The sequence below is a fragment of the Aminobacter sp. J41 genome (assembly GCF_000526635.1).
Taxonomy (GTDB): Bacteria; Pseudomonadota; Alphaproteobacteria; order Rhizobiales; family Rhizobiaceae; genus Aerobium.
Genome location: NZ_JAGL01000003.1, coordinates 228,853 through 245,465, shown reverse-complemented (window position 1 = coordinate 245,465; position 16,613 = coordinate 228,853). Strand labels below are relative to the sequence as shown.

The 16,613-nt window shown below is 61.7% G+C and carries 28 protein-coding genes and 1 pseudogene; 28 read left to right on the top strand and 1 reads right to left on the bottom strand.

Annotation, left to right across the window (positions count from 1 at the left end):
• The 28 genes and pseudogenes from tuf to rplQ form a co-directional block, all read left to right on the top strand.
• Nucleotides 1-297: pseudogene (gene tuf / locus L630_RS20970) on the top strand (elongation factor Tu); the annotation flags it as partial.
• Nucleotides 298-372: 75 nt separating this feature from the next.
• Nucleotides 373-681 (top strand): 30S ribosomal protein S10, encoded by a 309-nt coding sequence (rpsJ, locus tag L630_RS0104110; protein ID WP_007066362.1) that lies wholly within the window; start codon nucleotides 373-375, stop codon nucleotides 679-681.
• Between the two features lie 63 nt (nucleotides 682-744).
• The gene (gene rplC / locus L630_RS0104105; RefSeq protein WP_024847017.1) at nucleotides 745-1,467 is read left to right on the top strand and encodes a 50S ribosomal protein L3; all 723 of its coding nucleotides are present in this window, start codon (nucleotides 745-747) and stop codon (nucleotides 1,465-1,467) included.
• Entirely contained in the window at nucleotides 1,467-2,093 is a 627-nt protein-coding gene (gene rplD, locus L630_RS0104100) for a 50S ribosomal protein L4 (RefSeq protein ID WP_024847016.1), read from the top strand. The genes rplC and rplD overlap by 1 nt, the downstream gene beginning before the upstream one ends.
• A complete protein-coding gene (locus L630_RS0104095; protein WP_024847015.1) occupies nucleotides 2,086-2,379 on the top strand; it encodes a 50S ribosomal protein L23 in 294 nt (97 codons plus the stop codon). Before rplD ends, L630_RS0104095 begins: the two co-directional genes overlap by 8 nt.
• An 11-nt stretch (nucleotides 2,380-2,390) precedes the next feature.
• On the top strand, nucleotides 2,391-3,224 hold the full coding sequence (gene rplB / locus L630_RS0104090; RefSeq protein ID WP_024847014.1) for a 50S ribosomal protein L2: 834 nt from the start codon (nucleotides 2,391-2,393) through the stop codon (nucleotides 3,222-3,224).
• 15 nt (nucleotides 3,225-3,239) lie between these two features.
• Nucleotides 3,240-3,518, top strand: a complete 279-nt coding sequence (gene rpsS, locus L630_RS0104085) for a 30S ribosomal protein S19 (RefSeq protein WP_024847013.1) — start codon at nucleotides 3,240-3,242, stop codon at nucleotides 3,516-3,518.
• Between the two features lies 1 nt (nucleotide 3,519).
• Nucleotides 3,520-3,906: a 50S ribosomal protein L22 gene (gene rplV, locus L630_RS0104080; protein ID WP_024847012.1), complete on the top strand. Its 387-nt coding sequence runs from the start codon at nucleotides 3,520-3,522 to the stop codon at nucleotides 3,904-3,906.
• Entirely contained in the window at nucleotides 3,906-4,616 is a 711-nt protein-coding gene (gene rpsC / locus L630_RS0104075) for a 30S ribosomal protein S3 (RefSeq protein ID WP_034329283.1), read from the top strand. Before rplV ends, rpsC begins: the two co-directional genes overlap by 1 nt.
• 24 nt (nucleotides 4,617-4,640) lie before the next feature.
• Nucleotides 4,641-5,054: a 50S ribosomal protein L16 gene (gene rplP, locus L630_RS0104070; protein WP_024847010.1), complete on the top strand. Its 414-nt coding sequence runs from the start codon at nucleotides 4,641-4,643 to the stop codon at nucleotides 5,052-5,054.
• Nucleotides 5,055-5,067: 13 nt separating this feature from the next.
• The gene (rpmC, locus tag L630_RS0104065) at nucleotides 5,068-5,268 is read left to right on the top strand and encodes a 50S ribosomal protein L29 (RefSeq protein ID WP_024847009.1); all 201 of its coding nucleotides are present in this window, start codon (nucleotides 5,068-5,070) and stop codon (nucleotides 5,266-5,268) included.
• Between the two features lie 11 nt (nucleotides 5,269-5,279).
• Nucleotides 5,280-5,540, top strand: a complete 261-nt coding sequence (gene rpsQ, locus L630_RS0104060; protein ID WP_024847008.1) for a 30S ribosomal protein S17 — start codon at nucleotides 5,280-5,282, stop codon at nucleotides 5,538-5,540.
• Nucleotides 5,541-5,604: 64 nt separating this feature from the next.
• Nucleotides 5,605-5,973 carry a 50S ribosomal protein L14 gene (rplN, locus tag L630_RS0104055; RefSeq protein WP_024847007.1) on the top strand — a complete coding sequence of 123 codons (369 nt, stop codon included), beginning with the start codon at nucleotides 5,605-5,607 and terminating at the stop codon, nucleotides 5,971-5,973.
• Between the two features lie 13 nt (nucleotides 5,974-5,986).
• Entirely contained in the window at nucleotides 5,987-6,301 is a 315-nt protein-coding gene (gene rplX, locus L630_RS0104050) for a 50S ribosomal protein L24 (protein WP_024847006.1), read from the top strand.
• On the top strand, nucleotides 6,294-6,851 hold the full coding sequence (gene rplE, locus L630_RS0104045) for a 50S ribosomal protein L5 (protein WP_024847005.1): 558 nt from the start codon (nucleotides 6,294-6,296) through the stop codon (nucleotides 6,849-6,851). The genes rplX and rplE overlap by 8 nt, the downstream gene beginning before the upstream one ends.
• A 24-nt stretch (nucleotides 6,852-6,875) precedes the next feature.
• The gene (gene rpsN / locus L630_RS0104040; RefSeq protein ID WP_024847004.1) at nucleotides 6,876-7,181 is read left to right on the top strand and encodes a 30S ribosomal protein S14; all 306 of its coding nucleotides are present in this window, start codon (nucleotides 6,876-6,878) and stop codon (nucleotides 7,179-7,181) included.
• 12 nt (nucleotides 7,182-7,193) lie between these two features.
• Nucleotides 7,194-7,592, top strand: coding sequence for a 30S ribosomal protein S8 (rpsH, locus tag L630_RS0104035; protein WP_024847003.1), 399 nt, complete (start codon nucleotides 7,194-7,196; stop codon nucleotides 7,590-7,592).
• Between the two features lie 37 nt (nucleotides 7,593-7,629).
• On the top strand, nucleotides 7,630-8,163 hold the full coding sequence (gene rplF, locus L630_RS0104030) for a 50S ribosomal protein L6 (protein ID WP_024847002.1): 534 nt from the start codon (nucleotides 7,630-7,632) through the stop codon (nucleotides 8,161-8,163).
• Between the two features lie 93 nt (nucleotides 8,164-8,256).
• On the top strand, nucleotides 8,257-8,616 hold the full coding sequence (gene rplR / locus L630_RS0104025) for a 50S ribosomal protein L18 (protein ID WP_024847001.1): 360 nt from the start codon (nucleotides 8,257-8,259) through the stop codon (nucleotides 8,614-8,616).
• A 67-nt stretch (nucleotides 8,617-8,683) separates the two neighbouring features.
• Complete coding sequence (rpsE, locus tag L630_RS0104020) at nucleotides 8,684-9,253, top strand: 30S ribosomal protein S5 (protein WP_024847000.1); 570 nt, start codon at nucleotides 8,684-8,686, stop codon at nucleotides 9,251-9,253.
• Between the two features lie 14 nt (nucleotides 9,254-9,267).
• A complete protein-coding gene (gene rpmD / locus L630_RS0104015; RefSeq protein ID WP_024846999.1) occupies nucleotides 9,268-9,465 on the top strand; it encodes a 50S ribosomal protein L30 in 198 nt (65 codons plus the stop codon).
• 18 nt (nucleotides 9,466-9,483) lie between these two features.
• The gene (gene rplO / locus L630_RS0104010; protein ID WP_024846998.1) at nucleotides 9,484-9,957 is read left to right on the top strand and encodes a 50S ribosomal protein L15; all 474 of its coding nucleotides are present in this window, start codon (nucleotides 9,484-9,486) and stop codon (nucleotides 9,955-9,957) included.
• A gap of 180 nt (nucleotides 9,958-10,137) precedes the next feature.
• On the top strand, nucleotides 10,138-11,478 hold the full coding sequence (gene secY / locus L630_RS0104005; protein ID WP_024846997.1) for a preprotein translocase subunit SecY: 1,341 nt from the start codon (nucleotides 10,138-10,140) through the stop codon (nucleotides 11,476-11,478).
• Nucleotides 11,475-12,056 (top strand): adenylate kinase, encoded by a 582-nt coding sequence (locus L630_RS0104000; RefSeq protein ID WP_024846996.1) that lies wholly within the window; start codon nucleotides 11,475-11,477, stop codon nucleotides 12,054-12,056. The genes secY and L630_RS0104000 overlap by 4 nt, the downstream gene beginning before the upstream one ends.
• A 216-nt stretch (nucleotides 12,057-12,272) precedes the next feature.
• Nucleotides 12,273-12,641, top strand: a complete 369-nt coding sequence (gene rpsM, locus L630_RS0103995; RefSeq protein ID WP_024846995.1) for a 30S ribosomal protein S13 — start codon at nucleotides 12,273-12,275, stop codon at nucleotides 12,639-12,641.
• A 104-nt stretch (nucleotides 12,642-12,745) separates the two neighbouring features.
• Nucleotides 12,746-13,135, top strand: coding sequence for a 30S ribosomal protein S11 (gene rpsK, locus L630_RS0103990; RefSeq protein WP_024846994.1), 390 nt, complete (start codon nucleotides 12,746-12,748; stop codon nucleotides 13,133-13,135).
• 101 nt (nucleotides 13,136-13,236) lie between these two features.
• On the top strand, nucleotides 13,237-14,247 hold the full coding sequence (locus tag L630_RS0103985) for a DNA-directed RNA polymerase subunit alpha (RefSeq protein WP_024846993.1): 1,011 nt from the start codon (nucleotides 13,237-13,239) through the stop codon (nucleotides 14,245-14,247).
• A 31-nt stretch (nucleotides 14,248-14,278) separates the two neighbouring features.
• Nucleotides 14,279-14,707 carry a 50S ribosomal protein L17 gene (gene rplQ, locus L630_RS0103980; protein ID WP_024846992.1) on the top strand — a complete coding sequence of 143 codons (429 nt, stop codon included), beginning with the start codon at nucleotides 14,279-14,281 and terminating at the stop codon, nucleotides 14,705-14,707.
• 586 nt (nucleotides 14,708-15,293) lie between these two features.
• Here rplQ and L630_RS0103970 read toward each other — a convergent pair.
• A complete protein-coding gene (locus tag L630_RS0103970) occupies nucleotides 15,294-16,568 on the bottom strand; it encodes an acetylornithine deacetylase/succinyl-diaminopimelate desuccinylase family protein (RefSeq protein ID WP_024846991.1) in 1,275 nt (424 codons plus the stop codon).
• Nucleotides 16,569-16,613 lie beyond the last annotated feature (45 nt).

Here is a 16,613-nt window from a genome sequence, read left to right as displayed (position 1 = left end):
GGTTCGGTGAAGCCGCACACCAAGTTCAAGGCTGAGGCTTACATCCTCACCAAGGAAGAGGGCGGCCGTCACACCCCGTTCTTCACGAACTACCGTCCGCAGTTCTACTTCCGCACGACCGACGTGACCGGCATCATCAAGCTGCCGGAAGGCACNGAGATGGTCATGCCGGGCGACAACATCACCGTTGACGTCGAGCTGATCGTTCCGATCGCGATGGAAGAGCGCCTGCGCTTCGCTATCCGTGAAGGCGGCCGCACCGTTGGCGCCGGCATCGTCGCCGCGATCATCGAGTAAGAAGAATAAGGGTCTGTCGCGGGCGTGGCTTCGGCTTCTGCCCGCGCCCGCGGAAGACTTGAAGGAACCGACCAGATGAACGGACAGAATATCCGCATCCGCCTCAAAGCGTTCGACCACCGTGTCCTGGACGCATCGACGCGGGAGATCGTGTCGACGGCTAAGCGCACCGGCGCGAACGTACGCGGGCCCATTCCGCTGCCGACGCGGATCGAGAAATTTACCGTAAACCGCTCGCCGCACATTGACAAAAAGAGCCGCGAGCAGTTTGAGATGCGCACCCACAAGCGACTCCTCGATATTGTGGATCCGACCCCGCAGACTGTCGACGCTCTCATGAAGCTCGACCTGGCCGCTGGCGTCGACGTCGAGATCAAGCTCTAGGGAGCATAACCATGAGCCGGACGGGCGTGTTCGCCCGAATGGCTCCTCTGAAGGAAAGAACTGATGCGTTCAGGTGTTATCGCACAGAAGATCGGGATGACGCGCGTCTACAATGACGCGGGCGAACACGTGCCTGTCACCGTTCTCCGCATGGAGAACTGCCAGGTCGTGGCGCAGCGTACCCAGGAAAAGAACGGCTATACCGCCGTGCAGCTCGGTGTCGGGCTCGCCAAGGTGAAGAACACGTCCAAGGCTCTGCGCGGTCATTTCGCCACTGCCTCGGTCGAGCCGAAGGCGAAGGTTGCGGAATTCCGCGTCTCTCCGGAAAACCTCATCGAGGTTGGCGCCGAGATCACTGCCGATCACTTCGTCGTTGGCCAGAAGGTCGACGTGACGGGTACCTCGATCGGTAAGGGTTTCCAGGGTGTCATGAAGCGCCACAACTTCGGTGGTGGCCGTGCATCCCACGGTAACTCGGTTTCGCACCGCTCGCACGGTTCGACTGGTCAGCGCCAGGACCCGGGTAAGGTGTTCAAGGGCAAGAAGATGGCCGGTCACATGGGTGCTACCCGCGTGACGACCCAGAACCTCGAGGTCGTTTCGACCGACGCAGAGCGCGGCCTGATTCTGGTCCGCGGCGCGGTTCCGGGTTCCAAGGGCGCCTGGATCTATGTGCGTGACGCCGTCAAGGCGACGCTGCCGGAAAATGCGCCGAAGCCGGCGGCGATCCGGACGAATGCAGCCCCGGCGGCTGAGACCGCTCCGGTCACCGAGGGAGCAGAGTAATGGACGTCAAGATTACCACGCTTGCTGGCGACGCAGCTGGCAATATCAAGCTGTCGGAAGAGATCTTCGGTCTTGATCCGCGCGAGGACATCCTGCAGCGCGTCGTTCGCTGGCAGCTGGCCAAGAAGCAGCAGGGCACGCACCAGTCGCAGAGCCGCGCTGACGTCTCCCGCACCGGCGCGAAGATGTACAAGCAGAAGGGTACGGGCCGCGCTCGTCACTCGTCGGCTCGTGCACCGCAGTTCCGCGGCGGTGGCAAGGCTCACGGCCCGGTTGCACGCAGCCACGCTCACGACCTTCCGAAGAAGGTCCGCGCGCTCGGCCTTAAGCACGCTCTGTCGGCCAAGGCCAAGGGTGAGAACCTGATCATCATCGATGATCTGGCTCTGTCCGAGCCGAAGACGAAGGCTCTCGTCGCGAACTTCGCGAAGCTGGGCCTGAGCAACGCACTCGTGATCGGCGGCGCTGAGCTTGACGCAAACTTCAAGCGCGCTGCAGCGAACATTCCGAACATCGATGTCCTGCCGATCCAGGGTATCAACGTCTACGACATTCTGCGTCGCGGCAAGCTCGTCCTCTCGAAGGCAGCTGTCGAGGCTCTGGAGGAGCGGTTCTCAAATGACTGATCTTCGCCACTACGACGTAATCGTCTCCCCGGCGATCACCGAGAAGTCCACCCTGGCTTCGGAAAACAACCAGGTGGTCTTCAACGTGGCCCGCAAGGCTTCGAAGCCGGAGATCAAGGCTGCGGTTGAGGCGCTGTTCGGCGTCAAGGTTACCGCGGTGAACACGCTCGTTCGCAAGGGCAAGGTGAAGCGCTTCCGCGGCACCATTGGCAAGCAGAGCGACGTCAAGAAGGCTGTCGTCACGCTGGCTGAAGGCCAGTCGATCGACGTCACGACCGGACTGTAAGGATCGGAACGATGGCATTGAAACACTTTAATCCGATTACGCCTGGTACTCGCCAGCTCGTAATCGTGGACCGTTCCGGTCTCTACAAGGGTAAGCCGGTCAAGGGTCTGACTGAGGGTCTCGTCAAGAAGGGCGGCCGTAACAACTACGGCCGCGTGACCGCCCGCTTCATCGGTGGTGGTCACAAGCGTTCGTATCGCCTGGTCGACTTCAAGCGTCGCAAGTTCGACGTTTCGGCTACCGTCGAGCGTCTCGAGTACGACCCGAACCGTACGGCGTTCATCGCGCTCATCAAGTATGAAGACGGTGAGCTGTCCTACATCCTGGCTCCGCAGCGCCTTGCTGTCGGTGACAAGGTCGTCGCCGGCGAGAACGTCGACGTCAAGCCGGGCAATGCGATGCCGCTGTCGGCGATGCCGGTTGGCACGATCGTTCACAACGTCGAGCTGAAGCCGGGCAAGGGCGGTCAGATCGCTCGTTCGGCTGGCGCATACGCCCAGCTCGTCGGCCGTGACCAGGGTATGGCGATCCTGCGCCTCAACTCGGGTGAGCAGCGCGTCGTCCACGGCTCGTGCCTCGCTACGGTTGGTGCCGTGTCGAACCCGGACCACGCCAACATCAACGACGGTAAGGCCGGCCGCACGCGCTGGCGCGGCAAGCGCCCGCACACCCGCGGTGTTGCTATGAACCCGGTCGACCACCCGCACGGTGGTGGTGAGGGCCGTACCTCGGGTGGCCGTCATCCGGTTACCCCGTGGGGCAAGCCTACGAAGGGCAAGCGTACGCGCTCTAACAAGGCGACCGACAAGTTCATCATGCGCTCGCGCCATCAGCGCAAGAGCTAAGGAAAGGTACAGAACGTGACCCGTTCAGTCTGGAAAGGCCCGTTCGTCGACGGCTACCTCCTCAAGAAGGCAGAGAAGGCGCGCGAAAGCGGGCGTAATGAGGTGATCAAGATCTGGAGCCGCCGCTCCACGATCCTGCCGCAGTTCGTCGGCCTCACCTTTGGCGTCTACAATGGCCAGAAGCACATCCCGGTCTCGGTTTCCGAGGAGATGGTTGGCCACAAGTTCGGTGAGTTCTCGCCTACCCGTACCTACTACGGCCATGGCGCGGACAAGAAGGCGAAGAGGAAGTAACATGGGCAAGGCCAAAGCTCCGCGTAGGCTCGCCGACAACGAAGCGCGCGCCGTCCTGCGCACGATCCGTGTCAGCCCGCAGAAGCTGAACCTGGTTGCCGCGTTGATCCGCGGCAAGAAGGTCAGCACTGCTCTCGCCGACCTCGAATTCTCCCGCAAGCGCATCGCCGGCACCGTCAAGAAGACGCTTGAGTCGGCTATCGCTAACGCCGAAAACAACCACGACCTCGATGTCGACTCCCTCATCGTTGCTGAGGCATATGTCGGCAAGTCGATCGTCATGAAGCGCTTCCATGCCCGCGGTCGCGGTCGTGCAAGCCGGATCGAGAAGCCGTTCTCGCACCTGACGATCGTCGTTCGCGAAGTCGAAGAAGTGGAGGCCGCATAATGGGTCAGAAAATCAATCCGATCGGCCTTCGCCTCGGCATCAACCGTACCTGGGACTCCCGCTGGTACGCGAACACCGGCGAGTACGGCACGCTGCTCCATGAGGATCTGAAGATCCGCAAGTATCTCGAGAAGGAGCTGAAGCAGGCTGCCGTCTCGAAGATCGTGATCGAGCGTCCGCACAAGAAGTGCCGCGTGACCATTCACGCCGCACGTCCGGGCCTGATCATCGGCAAGAAGGGCGCCGACATCGAGAAGCTTCGCAAGAAGCTCACCGAGATGACGAAGTCCGAGACGCACCTCAACATCGTCGAGGTTCGCAAGCCGGAGATCGATGCCAAGCTGATCGCCCAGTCGATCACGCAGCAGCTCGAGCGCCGTGTGGCATTCCGTCGCGCCATGAAGCGTGCCGTTCAGTCGGCGATGCGTCTGGGCGCCGAGGGCATCCGTATCAACTGCTCGGGTCGCCTGGGCGGTGCGGAAATCGCCCGCATGGAGTGGTACCGCGAGGGCCGCGTTCCGCTGCACACCCTGCGTGCGGACGTCGACTACGGCACGGCTGAGGCTCACACCGCTTACGGCACCTGCGGCGTCAAGGTCTGGGTGTTCAAGGGCGAGATCCTCGAGCACGATCCGATGGCTTCGGAGCGTAGGGCTGTCGAGGGCGATCAGCAGCAGGCCGGTGGGAACCGCCGCCGCGAGAACGCCTAAGCATAGGAATTTTGGAGAAGAACGATGCTGCAGCCAAAGCGCACAAAGTTCCGTAAGCAGTTCAAGGGCCGCATTCACGGCGCTGCCAAGGGTGGCACCGACCTGAACTTCGGCGGCTACGGCCTGAAGGCTCTCGAGCCGAACCGCGTTACTGCCCGCGAGATCGAAGCCGCTCGTCGCGCGATCACTCGCCAGATGAAGCGTCAGGGCCGCGTTTGGATCCGGGTTTTCCCGGATCTCCCGGTTACTGCGAAGCCGACCGAAGTCCGCATGGGTAAGGGTAAGGGCTCCGTCGAGTACTGGGCAGCGCGCGTCAAGCCAGGCCGCGTGATGTTCGAGATCGACGGTGTGCCGGAAGACGTTGCCCGTGAGGCACTTCGTCTCGGCGCTGCCAAGCTTTCCGTACGCACGCGCTTCGTACAGCGTATTGCAGAATAAGAGGGTCCCGGATATGAAGGCGTCCGATTTGAGGGCGAAGACCCTCGACGAACTGAACGATGAGCTTGCCGCACTGAAGAAGGAGCAGTTCAACCTGCGCTTTCAGAAGGCAACCGGCCAGCTTGAGAAAACCGCACGCGTGAACCAGGTCCGTAAGGACATTGCGCGTATCAAGACGATTGCAGCGGAGAAGTCCGCTGCCAAGAAGGCTTAAGGACGAGGACCATGCCGAAGCGCATCATGCAGGGCACTGTCGTCAGTGACAAGAATGATAAGACGGTCGTCGTCAAGGTCGAGCGCCGCTTCACCCATCCGGTGATGAAGAAGGTTGTCCGTCAGAGCAAGCGCTACAAGGCGCATGACGAGGACAACTCCTGCAAGGTGGGCGACTTCGTCTTCATCCAGGAGTCGGCTCCGATCTCGAAAGACAAGCGTTGGGTTGTGATCCAGAACCAGACGCAGGAACTGGCGGCGAAAGCCGAGTAAGAAAAATTTGGACAGCCGGGCAGGGCGGGAGCCTTGCCCAAAATAAAGAAGAAGGCGGCCAGTCATGATTCAGATGCAAACAAACCTCGACGTCGCGGATAATTCCGGCGCGCGTCGTGTCATGTGCATCAAGGTGCTGGGCGGCTCGAAGCGGAAGTATGCCTCGGTTGGCGACATCATCGTCGTCTCGATCAAGGAAGCAATTCCGCGCGGCCGCGTCAAGAAGGGTGATGTGATGAAGGCGGTCGTGGTTCGCACGGCCAAGGACATCCGCCGTCCTGACGGCAGTGTGATCCGTTTCGACAGCAACGCAGCAGTGCTCGTCGACAACAAGCGGGAGCCGATCGGCACCCGTATCTTCGGGCCGGTTCCGCGCGAGCTCCGCGCGAAGAACCACATGAAGATCATCTCCCTCGCGCCTGAAGTGCTCTAAGGAGGCCGGTGAAATGCAGAAGATTCGCAAGGGCGACAAAGTCGTTGTTCTCGCCGGCAAGGACAAGGGCCGCACCGGTGAGGTTCTGAAGGTTCAGCCGAAGGACCAGAAGGCAATTGTCAGTGGCGTCAACGTTGTTGTTCGCCACCAGCGCCAGACGCAGAACCAGGAAGGTGGTCTGATCCGCAAGGAAGCTCCGATCCACCTGTCCAACATTGCAGTGGTCGACCCGAAGGACGGCAAGACGCCGACCCGCGTCGGCTTCGAGATCCGCGACGGCAAGAAGGTGCGTGTCGCGAAGCGCTCGGGAGAAGTCATCAATGGCTGACCAGAAGTACGAGCCGCGGCTCAAGACCCTGTACCGTGAGCAGATCCGCAAGGCGCTCCAGGATCAGTTCAACTACGCCAACGAGATGCAGATTCCGCGTCTCGACAAGGTCGTGATCAACATGGGCGTCGGCGAGGCCACGGGCGACTCCAAGAAGCCTTCGGTCGCTGCCGAGGACCTGAGCCTGATCGCCGGCCAGAAGGCCGTCGTCACCCGCGCCCGGAATTCGATTGCGGGCTTCAAGGTGCGTGAAGGCATGCCGATCGGCGCGAAGGTCACCCTTCGTTCGGATCGCATGTACGAATTCATTGACCGCCTGGTCACGATCGCGCTGCCGCGCGTTCGCGACTTCCGCGGCCTCAATGCAAAGAGCTTCGATGGTCGTGGCAACTTCGCCATGGGCATCAAGGAGCACATCGTGTTCCCCGAGATCAACTACGACAAGGTCGATCAGGTTTGGGGAATGGACATCATCGTTTGTACGACTGCCAAGACGGACGACGAGGCTCGGGCTCTGCTCAAGGCCTTCAACTTCCCATTCCGGCAGTAACGGCAGCGAACAAAGGAACCTGAAATGGCAAAGACCAGCTCAGTAGAAAAGAACAATCGGCGCCGGAAGCTCGTCGACCAGTATGCTGCCAAGCGTGCAGCGCTGAAGGCGATCATCATGGATCAGTCCAAGCCGATGGAAGAGCGCTTCCGCGCGCAGCTCAAGCTGTCCGCGCTTCCGCGTAACTCGGCGAAGACCCGCATTCGCAATCGTTGCGAAGTCACCGGCCGCCCGCGCGCATTCTACCGCAAGCTCAAGATGAGCCGTGTGGCGCTGCGCGAACTCGGCAACAACGGCCTGATTCCCGGCCTGGTCAAGTCGAGCTGGTAAGGAGGACCAAAGATGTCCCTTAGTGATCCCCTCGGCGATATGCTCACCCGCATTCGCAACGCCTATGGCCGCCGCAAGACCACCGTTACCACGCCGGCTTCGAACCTGCGTGCCCGCGTGCTGGACGTCATGAAGGCCGAAGGCTACATCCGCGACTACGCAAAGGTCGACTACGAGAACGGCAAGTCGGAGCTTGAGATCGAACTCAAGTACTACGAAGGCCAGCCGGTGATCCGCGAGATCGCCCGCGTCTCCAAGCCGGGCCGCCGCGTGTATGTTTCGGTCAAGTCTATCCCGTCCGTGGCCAACGGCCTCGGCATCTCGATCCTGTCGACTCCCAAGGGCGTGATGGCTGACCATCAGGCTCGTGAGCAGAATGTCGGCGGCGAGGTGCTGTGCCAGATCTTCTGATCGGCCGGCGGAACAATAGAAGGACGAGGACCGAAACATGTCTCGTATTGGTAAGAAGCCCGTACAGGTGCCCGCCGGCGTGACCGCTACGGTCGACGGCCAGACGGTCACCGCGAAGGGCCCGAAAGGCGAACTGAAGTTCGTCGTCAATGACGAAGTTCTGGTCAAGCTGGATAACGGCGAGATCTCCGTTTCTCCGCGCGACAACTCCAAGGATGCGCGTTCCAAGTGGGGCATGTCCCGTACTCAGATCGCCAACATCCTGACTGGCGTGAAGGACGGCTTCGAGCGTCGCCTCGAGATCAACGGCGTGGGTTACCGCGCCGCCATGCAGGGCAAGAACCTGCAGCTGTCTCTTGGCTTCAGCCACGAAGTGGTCTATGAGGCGCCCGCAGGCATCACGCTCGCGACTCCGAAGCCGACGGAAATCGTCGTCACCGGTATCGACAAGCAGGTTGTCGGCCAGGTTGCGGCTGAGATCCGCAAGTACCGCGGTCCTGAGCCTTACAAGGGCAAGGGCGTGCGTTACGCCGGCGAGCGCATCGTGCGCAAAGACGGCAAGAAGAAGTAATATCAGCGCCACGAGGCGCGGTTGCGGGAGCCCGGCCTATGCCGGGCTACCGCATATGGCCGTCCTCGTTTTACAAGGCAAGGAATACGAATTATGGCTTCCAAGGACTCCATCAAGCGCCGCGCCGCGCGCGTTCGCCGTCAGATCAAGAAGGTCGCCGGCGAGCGTCCGCGTCTGTCCGTGCATCGCTCGTCGAAGCACATCTACGCGCAGATCATCGACGACTCGAAGGGCCACACCCTGGCTGCCGCTTCGACCCTCGACAAGGAACTGCGCGACGCGCTGAAGACCGGTGCTGACGTTGCTGCCGCTGCCGCTGTCGGCAAGCTGGTTGCCGAGCGCGCTGCCAAGGCCGGCGTCAAGGAAGTCGTCTTCGACCGCGGCCCGTTCATCTACCACGGCCGCGTCAAGGCCCTGGCTGATGCTGCCCGCGAAGGCGGCCTGAGCTTCTAATTTCGCTGCCGGGCTTCGGCCCGGCATTTTCACAACCCGTGCTCCGGAAAAGAATAAGGATCAGGACATGGCACAGGATCGTAGGGAAGGTGGTCGCGAACGCAACCGTGACCGCGAAGAGCGTGACGACGGTTTCGTCGATAAGCTCGTCCACATCAACCGCGTCGCCAAGGTGGTGAAGGGCGGCCGTCGTTTTGGCTTTGCTGCTCTCGTCGTCGTTGGCGACCAGAAGGGCCGCGTCGGCTTCGGCCACGGCAAGGCACGTGAGGTGCCGGAGGCAATCCGCAAGGCAACCGAGGCTGCCAAGCGCGATCTGATCTTCGTCCCGCTGCGTGGCGGCCGTACGCTGCACCACGACGTTCAGGGCCGTCACGGCGCAGGCCGAGTCCTGCTGCGTACTGCCAAGCCCGGTACCGGTATCATCGCCGGTGGCCCGATGCGCGCTGTCTTCGAGACGCTAGGCATTCAGGACGTCGTCGCCAAGTCGATGGGTTCGTCGAACCCGTACAACATGGTTCGCGCCACGTTCGACGCGCTGAAGAACCAGCTGCATCCGAAGGATGTCGCTGCACAGCGCGGCATCAAGTACTCGGTCCTGCAGTCGCGCCGCGGCACTGCCGTGTCGGCTGACGAATAAGGAGAGACGCGATCATGGCAAACAAGCAGGGCAAAACCCTCGTTGTGGAGCAGATCGGCAGCCCCATCCGCCGTCCGGTGGAACAGCGCGCTACGCTGATCGGCCTGGGTCTTAACAAGATGCACCGTCGTTCGACGCTGGAGGACACTCCGGCTGTTCGCGGCATGATTTCGAAGGTGCGCCACCTCGTCCGTATCGTGGACGAGGCGTAAAGCGCTGGAGCGACTGATATGAAACTGAACGAACTGCGTACTGTCGAGGGTTCGACCAAGGCTCGCAAGCGCGTCGGCCGCGGCATCGGCTCCGGCTCCGGCAAGACCGGCGGCCGTGGCGTCAAGGGTCAGAAGTCGCGCTCGGGCGTTTCCGTGAACGGTTTCGAGGGTGGCCAGATGCCGCTGTACCGGCGTCTGCCGAAGCGCGGCTTCAAGAACCCGTCGGCGAAGGACTTCAACGAAGTCACGCTCGGCCGCGTTCAGGCTGCGATCGACGCTGGCAAGCTCGACCCGAAGGAAACCATCACCGCTGAGGCTCTGGTCAAGGCTGGTGTTCTTCGTCGCGTCAAGGATGGCGTCCGCGTCATCGGCGGCGGCGAGCTCAAGGCAAAGGTTGCCTTCGAGGTTGCTGGTGCCTCCAAGCCGGCCATCGAACAGGTCGAAAAGGCCGGTGGTTCGGTGAAGCTGCCGGAAGTGGCTGCTGCCGAGTAAATCGGTTTAGTCAGGCGGCGGTTTGTCCCTGCACATGGTCGATCGAAAAGTGACGATCTGGCCTGTGCATGTGCAAACCGCCGCTTGCATCTTTTCCGGCCGGAGCCTATCTCGTGGCTTCGGCAACACAGGGCCGCGCCGCTTAGCGGGCCTCGCTGTGTGACGTTACGGAGATAGTTTATGGCATCGGCAGCGGAACAGCTTGCTTCCAACCTGAATTTTGCGGCCTTTGCCAAGGCCGAAGACTTGAAGAAGCGCATCTGGTTTACTCTCGGCGCGCTGCTCGTCTACCGGCTCGGCACCTACATTCCCATGCCGGGAATCAATCCGCAGGCTTTCGCGCAGGCGTTCCAGCAGCAGTCGGGCGGCGTGCTCGGCATGTTCAACATGTTCGCCGGCGGCGCCGTCGAGCGCATGGCCATCTTCGCGCTCGGCATCATGCCCTACATTTCTGCCTCAATTATTGTTCAGCTGATGACGTCGGTCGTGCCGGCGCTCGAGCAGTTGAAGAAGGAAGGCGAGCAGGGCCGCAAGATCATCAACCAGTACACCCGCTACGGCACGGTCCTCCTGGCAGTCGTTCAGGCTTACGGCATTTCCGTCGGCCTTGAGTCGGGCAACCAGATCGTTACCGATCCGGGCTGGTTCTTCCGCCTGACCGCTGTCATCACGCTGGTCGGCGGCACCATGTTCCTGATGTGGCTCGGCGAGCAGATCACCGCGCGCGGCATCGGTAACGGCATTTCGCTCATCATCTTCTCGGGCATCGTCGCAGGCCTTCCGTCGGCCCTCGGCGGCACCCTCGAGCTTGGCCGTACCGGCGCGTTGTCGACCGGCATCATTCTCGCCATCCTGGTTCTGGCGGTCGTGCTGGTCGCGATCATCGTCTTCTTCGAGCGTGCGCAGCGCCGCCTTCTGATCCAGTATCCGAAGCGTCAGGTCGGCAACCGCATGTTCCAGGGCGATACTTCGCACCTGCCGCTCAAGCTCAATACGTCTGGCGTCATCCCGGCGATCTTCGCGTCATCGCTGCTGCTGCTGCCGGCGACGCTTGCAGGCTTCGCCGACACGACGACGCTGCCGACCTGGGCTAGCTCCATTCTCGCTGCGCTTGGTCACGGGCAGCCGCTCTACATGCTGCTGTATGCCGGCCTGATTGCGTTCTTCGCGTTCTTCTACACGGCGATCGTCTTCAATCCGAAGGACACCGCCGAGCAGCTCAAGAAGCACTCTGGCTTCATACCGGGCTACCGTCCGGGCGAGCGCACCGCGGAATACATCGATTACGTGCTCACCCGCATCACGCTGATCGGTGCTGTGTATCTTGTGTTTGTCTGCCTCATACCCGAGTTTCTGATTTCTGCGACGGGTGTCCCGTTCTACCTCGGTGGAACGTCGCTCCTGATCGTGGTCAATGTGACGCTGGACACCGTGTCACAGATTCAGGGCCATCTGATCGCGCATCAGTATGAGGGGCTGATCAAGAAGTCGAAGCTTCGCGGAGGAAAGAGGGGACGATGAGACTTATTCTTCTCGGGCCGCCCGGTGCTGGTAAGGGCACGCAGGCGCAGCGGCTTGTTGCAAAGTACGGAATTCCGCAGCTCTCCACCGGCGACATGCTGCGCGCGGCCGTGGCAAACGGCACCGAAATTGGCAAGCGCGCCAAGGCGGTGATGGATGCAGGCGAGCTGGTTTCGGACGAGATCGTCAACGCGATCGTCGCCGAGCGAATTGACCAGCCGGACTGCGCCGGGGGCTTCATCCTCGACGGCTATCCGCGCACGCTCGCCCAGGCCGATGCCGTTTCGGACATGCTTGCCGAGCGCGGCATGCTTCTCGATGCGGTGATCGAGTTGGTCGTTGACGACAAGGCTCTGGTTGGTCGCATCATCAACCGCGCCGAGGAAGCCAAGGCTGCCGGTCAGCCGGTCCGCAAGGACGACAACCCCGAAGTGTTCGAGGAGCGTCTGCGCGAGTACTACAAGAAGACGGCGCCTCTCATCGGCTACTACTATGCGAACGACCAGCTGCGGCAGGTTGACGGCATGGCGCCGATCGATGAGGTGACGAAACAGATCGAGGCGCTTCTGCCCCGGTAAATCTTTGCGGCACGCGAAGTGCCGCAAAGAGTTGACTTCTGCTGTGTTCCGGAATACAGCGGCGCGACTTCCACTCAGGCGTAGAATTGGCGGTCCTTCGGGCCGCTCGTCGGTTTTGAAGCAGTGAATGCCCGCAAGGGCCGGCCTCCACCGGACGCGGGAAAACGAAACCGCCGTCGTGATCCAAAGGACACGCCGGCCCAAATGGAGAATGACATGGCTCGTATAGCCGGCGTTAATATCCCGACGAACAAGCGCGTCATCATCGCGCTGCAGTACATCCACGGCATTGGCCCGAAGTTCGCGGCCGAGATCGTCGAGAAGGTCGGTATTCCGCTCGACCGTCGCGTCAACCAGCTGACCGACGCTGAAGTTCTCGCGATTCGTGAGACGATCGACCGCGACTACCAGGTCGAGGGTGATCTGCGCCGTGAAGTCGCGATGAACATCAAGCGCCTGATGGACCTCGGCTGCTACCGCGGCCTGCGTCACCGCCGTTCGCTACCGGTTCGCGGCCAGCGCACGCACACCAACGCCCGCACCCGCAAGGGCCCGGCGAAGGCTATCGCAGGCAAGAAGAAGTAATAAGACACGGATTTTGGCCAGTGGCCGGCTGATGCCGGCTGCCGCTGGCCAAGGTGTAGCCGCTGGTACTACGGCGGCGTTGATATCAAACGGAAGGACCATTCATGGCCAAGGAAGTAGCGCGCATTCGCCGTCGCGAGCGCAAGAACATCTCGACGGGCGTTGCGCACGTCAATTCGACCTTCAACAACACCATGATCACGATCACCGACGCGCAGGGCAACGCGATTGCCTGGTCGTCGGCCGGTGCTCAGGGCTTCAAGGGTTCGCGTAAGTCGACCCCGTTCGCGGCTCAGGTTGCTGCTGAGGACGTTGCTCGCAAGGCGCAGGAACATGGCATGCGCACCCTCGAGGTCGAGGTTTGCGGCCCGGGCTCGGGTCGTGAGTCGGCCCTGCGTGCTCTGCAGGCTGCAGGCTTCACGATCACCTCGATCCGTGACGTCACGCCGATCCCGCACAACGGCTGCCGTCCGCGCAAGAAGCGCCGCGTCTGAGCATTTCACCTACCCGATGAGCTCCTTCGGGCGCTCCTCTCGAGGTTTCCACTGATGCCCGGCACGATTGGATGGTGTCGGGGAATGGAAGGAAGACCTGAATGATTCAGAAAAACTGGCAGGAACTCATCAAGCCGAACAAGATCGAGTTCACGACCAAGGGCAATACCGTGACCACGCTGGTTGCGGAGCCGCTTGAGCGTGGCTACGGCCTTACGCTTGGCAACGCGCTTCGCCGCGTCCTCCTGTCGTCCCTGCGCGGCGCAGCCGTGACCGCAGTTCAGATCGACGGCGTTCTCCACGAGTTCTCGTCGATCAACGGTGTTCGTGAAGACGTCACCGACATCGTCCTCAACATCAAGGAAATCGCCATCCGCATGGAAGGCGAGGGCCCGAAGCGCATGGTCGTGCGCAAGCAGGGTCCTGGTGTTGTGACGGCTGGTGACATCCAGACCGTTGGCGACGTCGAGATCCTCAATCCGGATCACGTCCTGTGCACCCTCGACGAGGGCGCAGAGATCCGCATGGAGTTCACGGTCGACACCGGCAAGGGCTATGTCCCTGCTGAGCGCAACCGCGCCGAAGATGCTCCGATCGGCCTCATCCCGGTCGACAGCCTCTACTCGCCGGTCAAGAAGGTTTCGTACAAGGTTGAGAACACCCGTGAGGGCCAGGTTCTCGACTACGACAAGCTGACGATGACCATCGAGACCAACGGCGCAGTGTCCGGTGAGGACGCAGTGGCTTTCGCTGCTCGCATCCTGCAGGACCAGCTCAGCCTGTTCGTCAACTTCGAAGAGCCGCAGAAGGAAGTCGCTTCCGAGCAGGTTACCGAACTCGCGTTCAACCCTGCGCTGCTCAAGAAGGTGGACGAGCTCGAACTGTCGGTTCGCTCGGCAAACTGCCTCAAGAACGACAACATCGTTTACATCGGCGACCTGATCCAGAAGACGGAAGCCGAGATGCTTCGCACGCCGAATTTCGGCCGCAAGTCGCTGAACGAGATCAAGGAAGTCCTCGCTGCCATGGGCCTGCACCTCGGTATGGAAGTGCCGGACTGGCCGCCGGAAAACATCGAAGATCTCGCAAAGCGTTACGAAGACCAATACTGAGGCATAAGCCTCTAAGAGAAGGAGTAGGCCAATGCGCCACGGAAAATCCGGTCGCCGTCTCGGCCGCACTGTCAGCCACCGCAAGGCGCTGTTCTCGAACATGGCTGCCTCGCTGATCGAGCACGAGCAGATCACCACCACCCTGCCGAAGGCGAAGGAACTTCGCCCGATCGTTGAGAAGCTTGTCACGCTGGGCAAGCGCGGCGATCTGCATGCTCGCCGTCAGGCTGCTGCTGCCATCGGTTCGGAAGCAGCTGCGAAGCGTCTGTTCGATGTCATCGCCCCGCGTTACGCCACCCGCAACGGCGGCTACCTGCGCATCATGAAGGCGGGCTTCCGCTTCGGCGATAACGCACCGATGGCTGTCATCGAGTTCGTTGACCGCGACACCTCGGCCAAGGGCGCTGCCGACCGCGCACGCGTCGAGGCTGAGCAGGCTGAGGAAGAAGCAGCGGCATAAGCCGCTGTCTCATCCGAGACTTTTGGGGAAGGGGCCTTCGAGCCCCTTCTTTCGTTTTGGGAGAAGGGGCGGACATTTTTGTGAAGTGGCGGCGCGCGGTCTGTGGGTGGGCAGGCAGGTAGGCGGAAAGCTTGGTTTTTCAGCGCCGATTATCGCACAGGTGTTCAGGCATGGATCCTCGGGTCGAGCCCGAGGATGACGATGTTGGAACGTCCGTGTCTCTGTGAAAAGGCGGCAAGGCTGCTTCAGGTTATAATTTCGCTGCGATGGGTCATGTGCTTGCTTCAGCACCAGCTGCAGCCGGTTAGCCGCCTTCATCTCAGCTTCGTCATCCTCGGCCTTGAGCCGAGGATCCAGGCCTGAACGTTGAAGCGGGCAGGGCGGTTGCCGTAGGCCCGGAAGCCTACGGTACTTGTTGATACTCGTCGTTAGCCGGTTAGCCGGCGCCTCATCTCAGCTTCGTCATCCTCGGCCTNGAGNCGAGGATCCANGCCTGAACGTCGAAGCGGGCAGGGCAGTGGAAACTAGGTACGAGAGGCCGGCAGCGAAATAGGGTTCCCGTTCGACCCCTACCGCGAGCCCCCCCTCACTCTCGCCCGAACAGCAGCTGCCTCAGGCTCAGCGCCATCACCTTTGCCGACTGGACCATGTCGTCGATGCCGACCCACTCATCCGGGCGGTGAGCGAGGTCGAGGATGCCGGGGCCGTAGGCGATGCAGTCGAACAAGTGGCCGATGCGGGCGATGTGCTTCTGGTCGTAGGTGCCCGGCGAGATGACGTATTGCGGTTCGCGGTCGAACACTTCTTGGATCGACTTTGCCACCGCCTGCACGACCGGCGCCTCGCGGTCGGTCATGGTCGGCTGCACCTCCATCAGGTCGCGGATGCGGTAGTCGAAGCGCGGGCGCTCGCGCTTCAGCCGCTCCAGGATGGAGACGACCTCACCCTTCACCTCGTCGATAGACTCCTCCAGCAGGAATCGGCGATCGATCACTGTGCGGCAGGAGTCGGCGACGTTCGGCGCGGGCAGGCCGGGGAAGAAATCTTCGGTCTGGCCGCCATGGATCGAGTTGATGTTCATAGTTGAGCGCCGTGCACCTTCCGGCACAACCGGCATCTGCGTCTGCTTGGCGTCGAGGGCGGGATAGAGCTCGCTCTCAAACGCATGCAGCAAGGCACCCATGTGGCGGATGGCCGAGTCGCCGAGGAAAGGCATCGAGCCATGAGCGATAGAGCCGAGCGTCTCGATCTCCGCCCACCAGACACCGCGGTGTCCGAGGCAGATGCGATCCTTATTCAACGGCTCAGGGATGATGACGTGGTCAACGCGCGGCTTGGAAAAATAGCCCTGCTTTGCGAGATATGCGACTCCGCCGAAGCCGCCCGATTCCTCATCAACCGTGCCCGAAATTTCGATCGCACCAGGAAAGTCGGGGTAAGTGGCAATAAATGCTTCGGCGGCGATGATGGAGGCGGCAAGGCCGCCCTTCATGTCGCATGCGCCGCGGCCATAGACGCGCCCGTCTTTCACCTCGCCGCCGAACGGATCGACCGTCCAGCCGTCGCCCGCCTCGACGACGTCGATATGCGAGTTGAAGTGCACGGTCGGGCCGGGGCTGCGGCCGTCGAAACGTGCGACGACATTGGTGCGCGGGTACTGATCGCTGTCACCAGGCGTTCCTTCACCTCGGATCAGCTTTGTGCCGAAGCCGGCCTTCTCCAGCCGGGCCGCGATAAACTCGGCGCACGGTGTATAAGCCTCTCCGGGAGGGTTGATCGTCGGAAAGCGGATCAGGTCGGCCGTGAGGGCGACGAGATCGTCGCGGCGGTGGTCGATGGCGGATAGCAAGCGTTCGGTCATACGGCAATTGAGCAAGCTAACCGTGGCCTTGGCAAGTATGGCTGA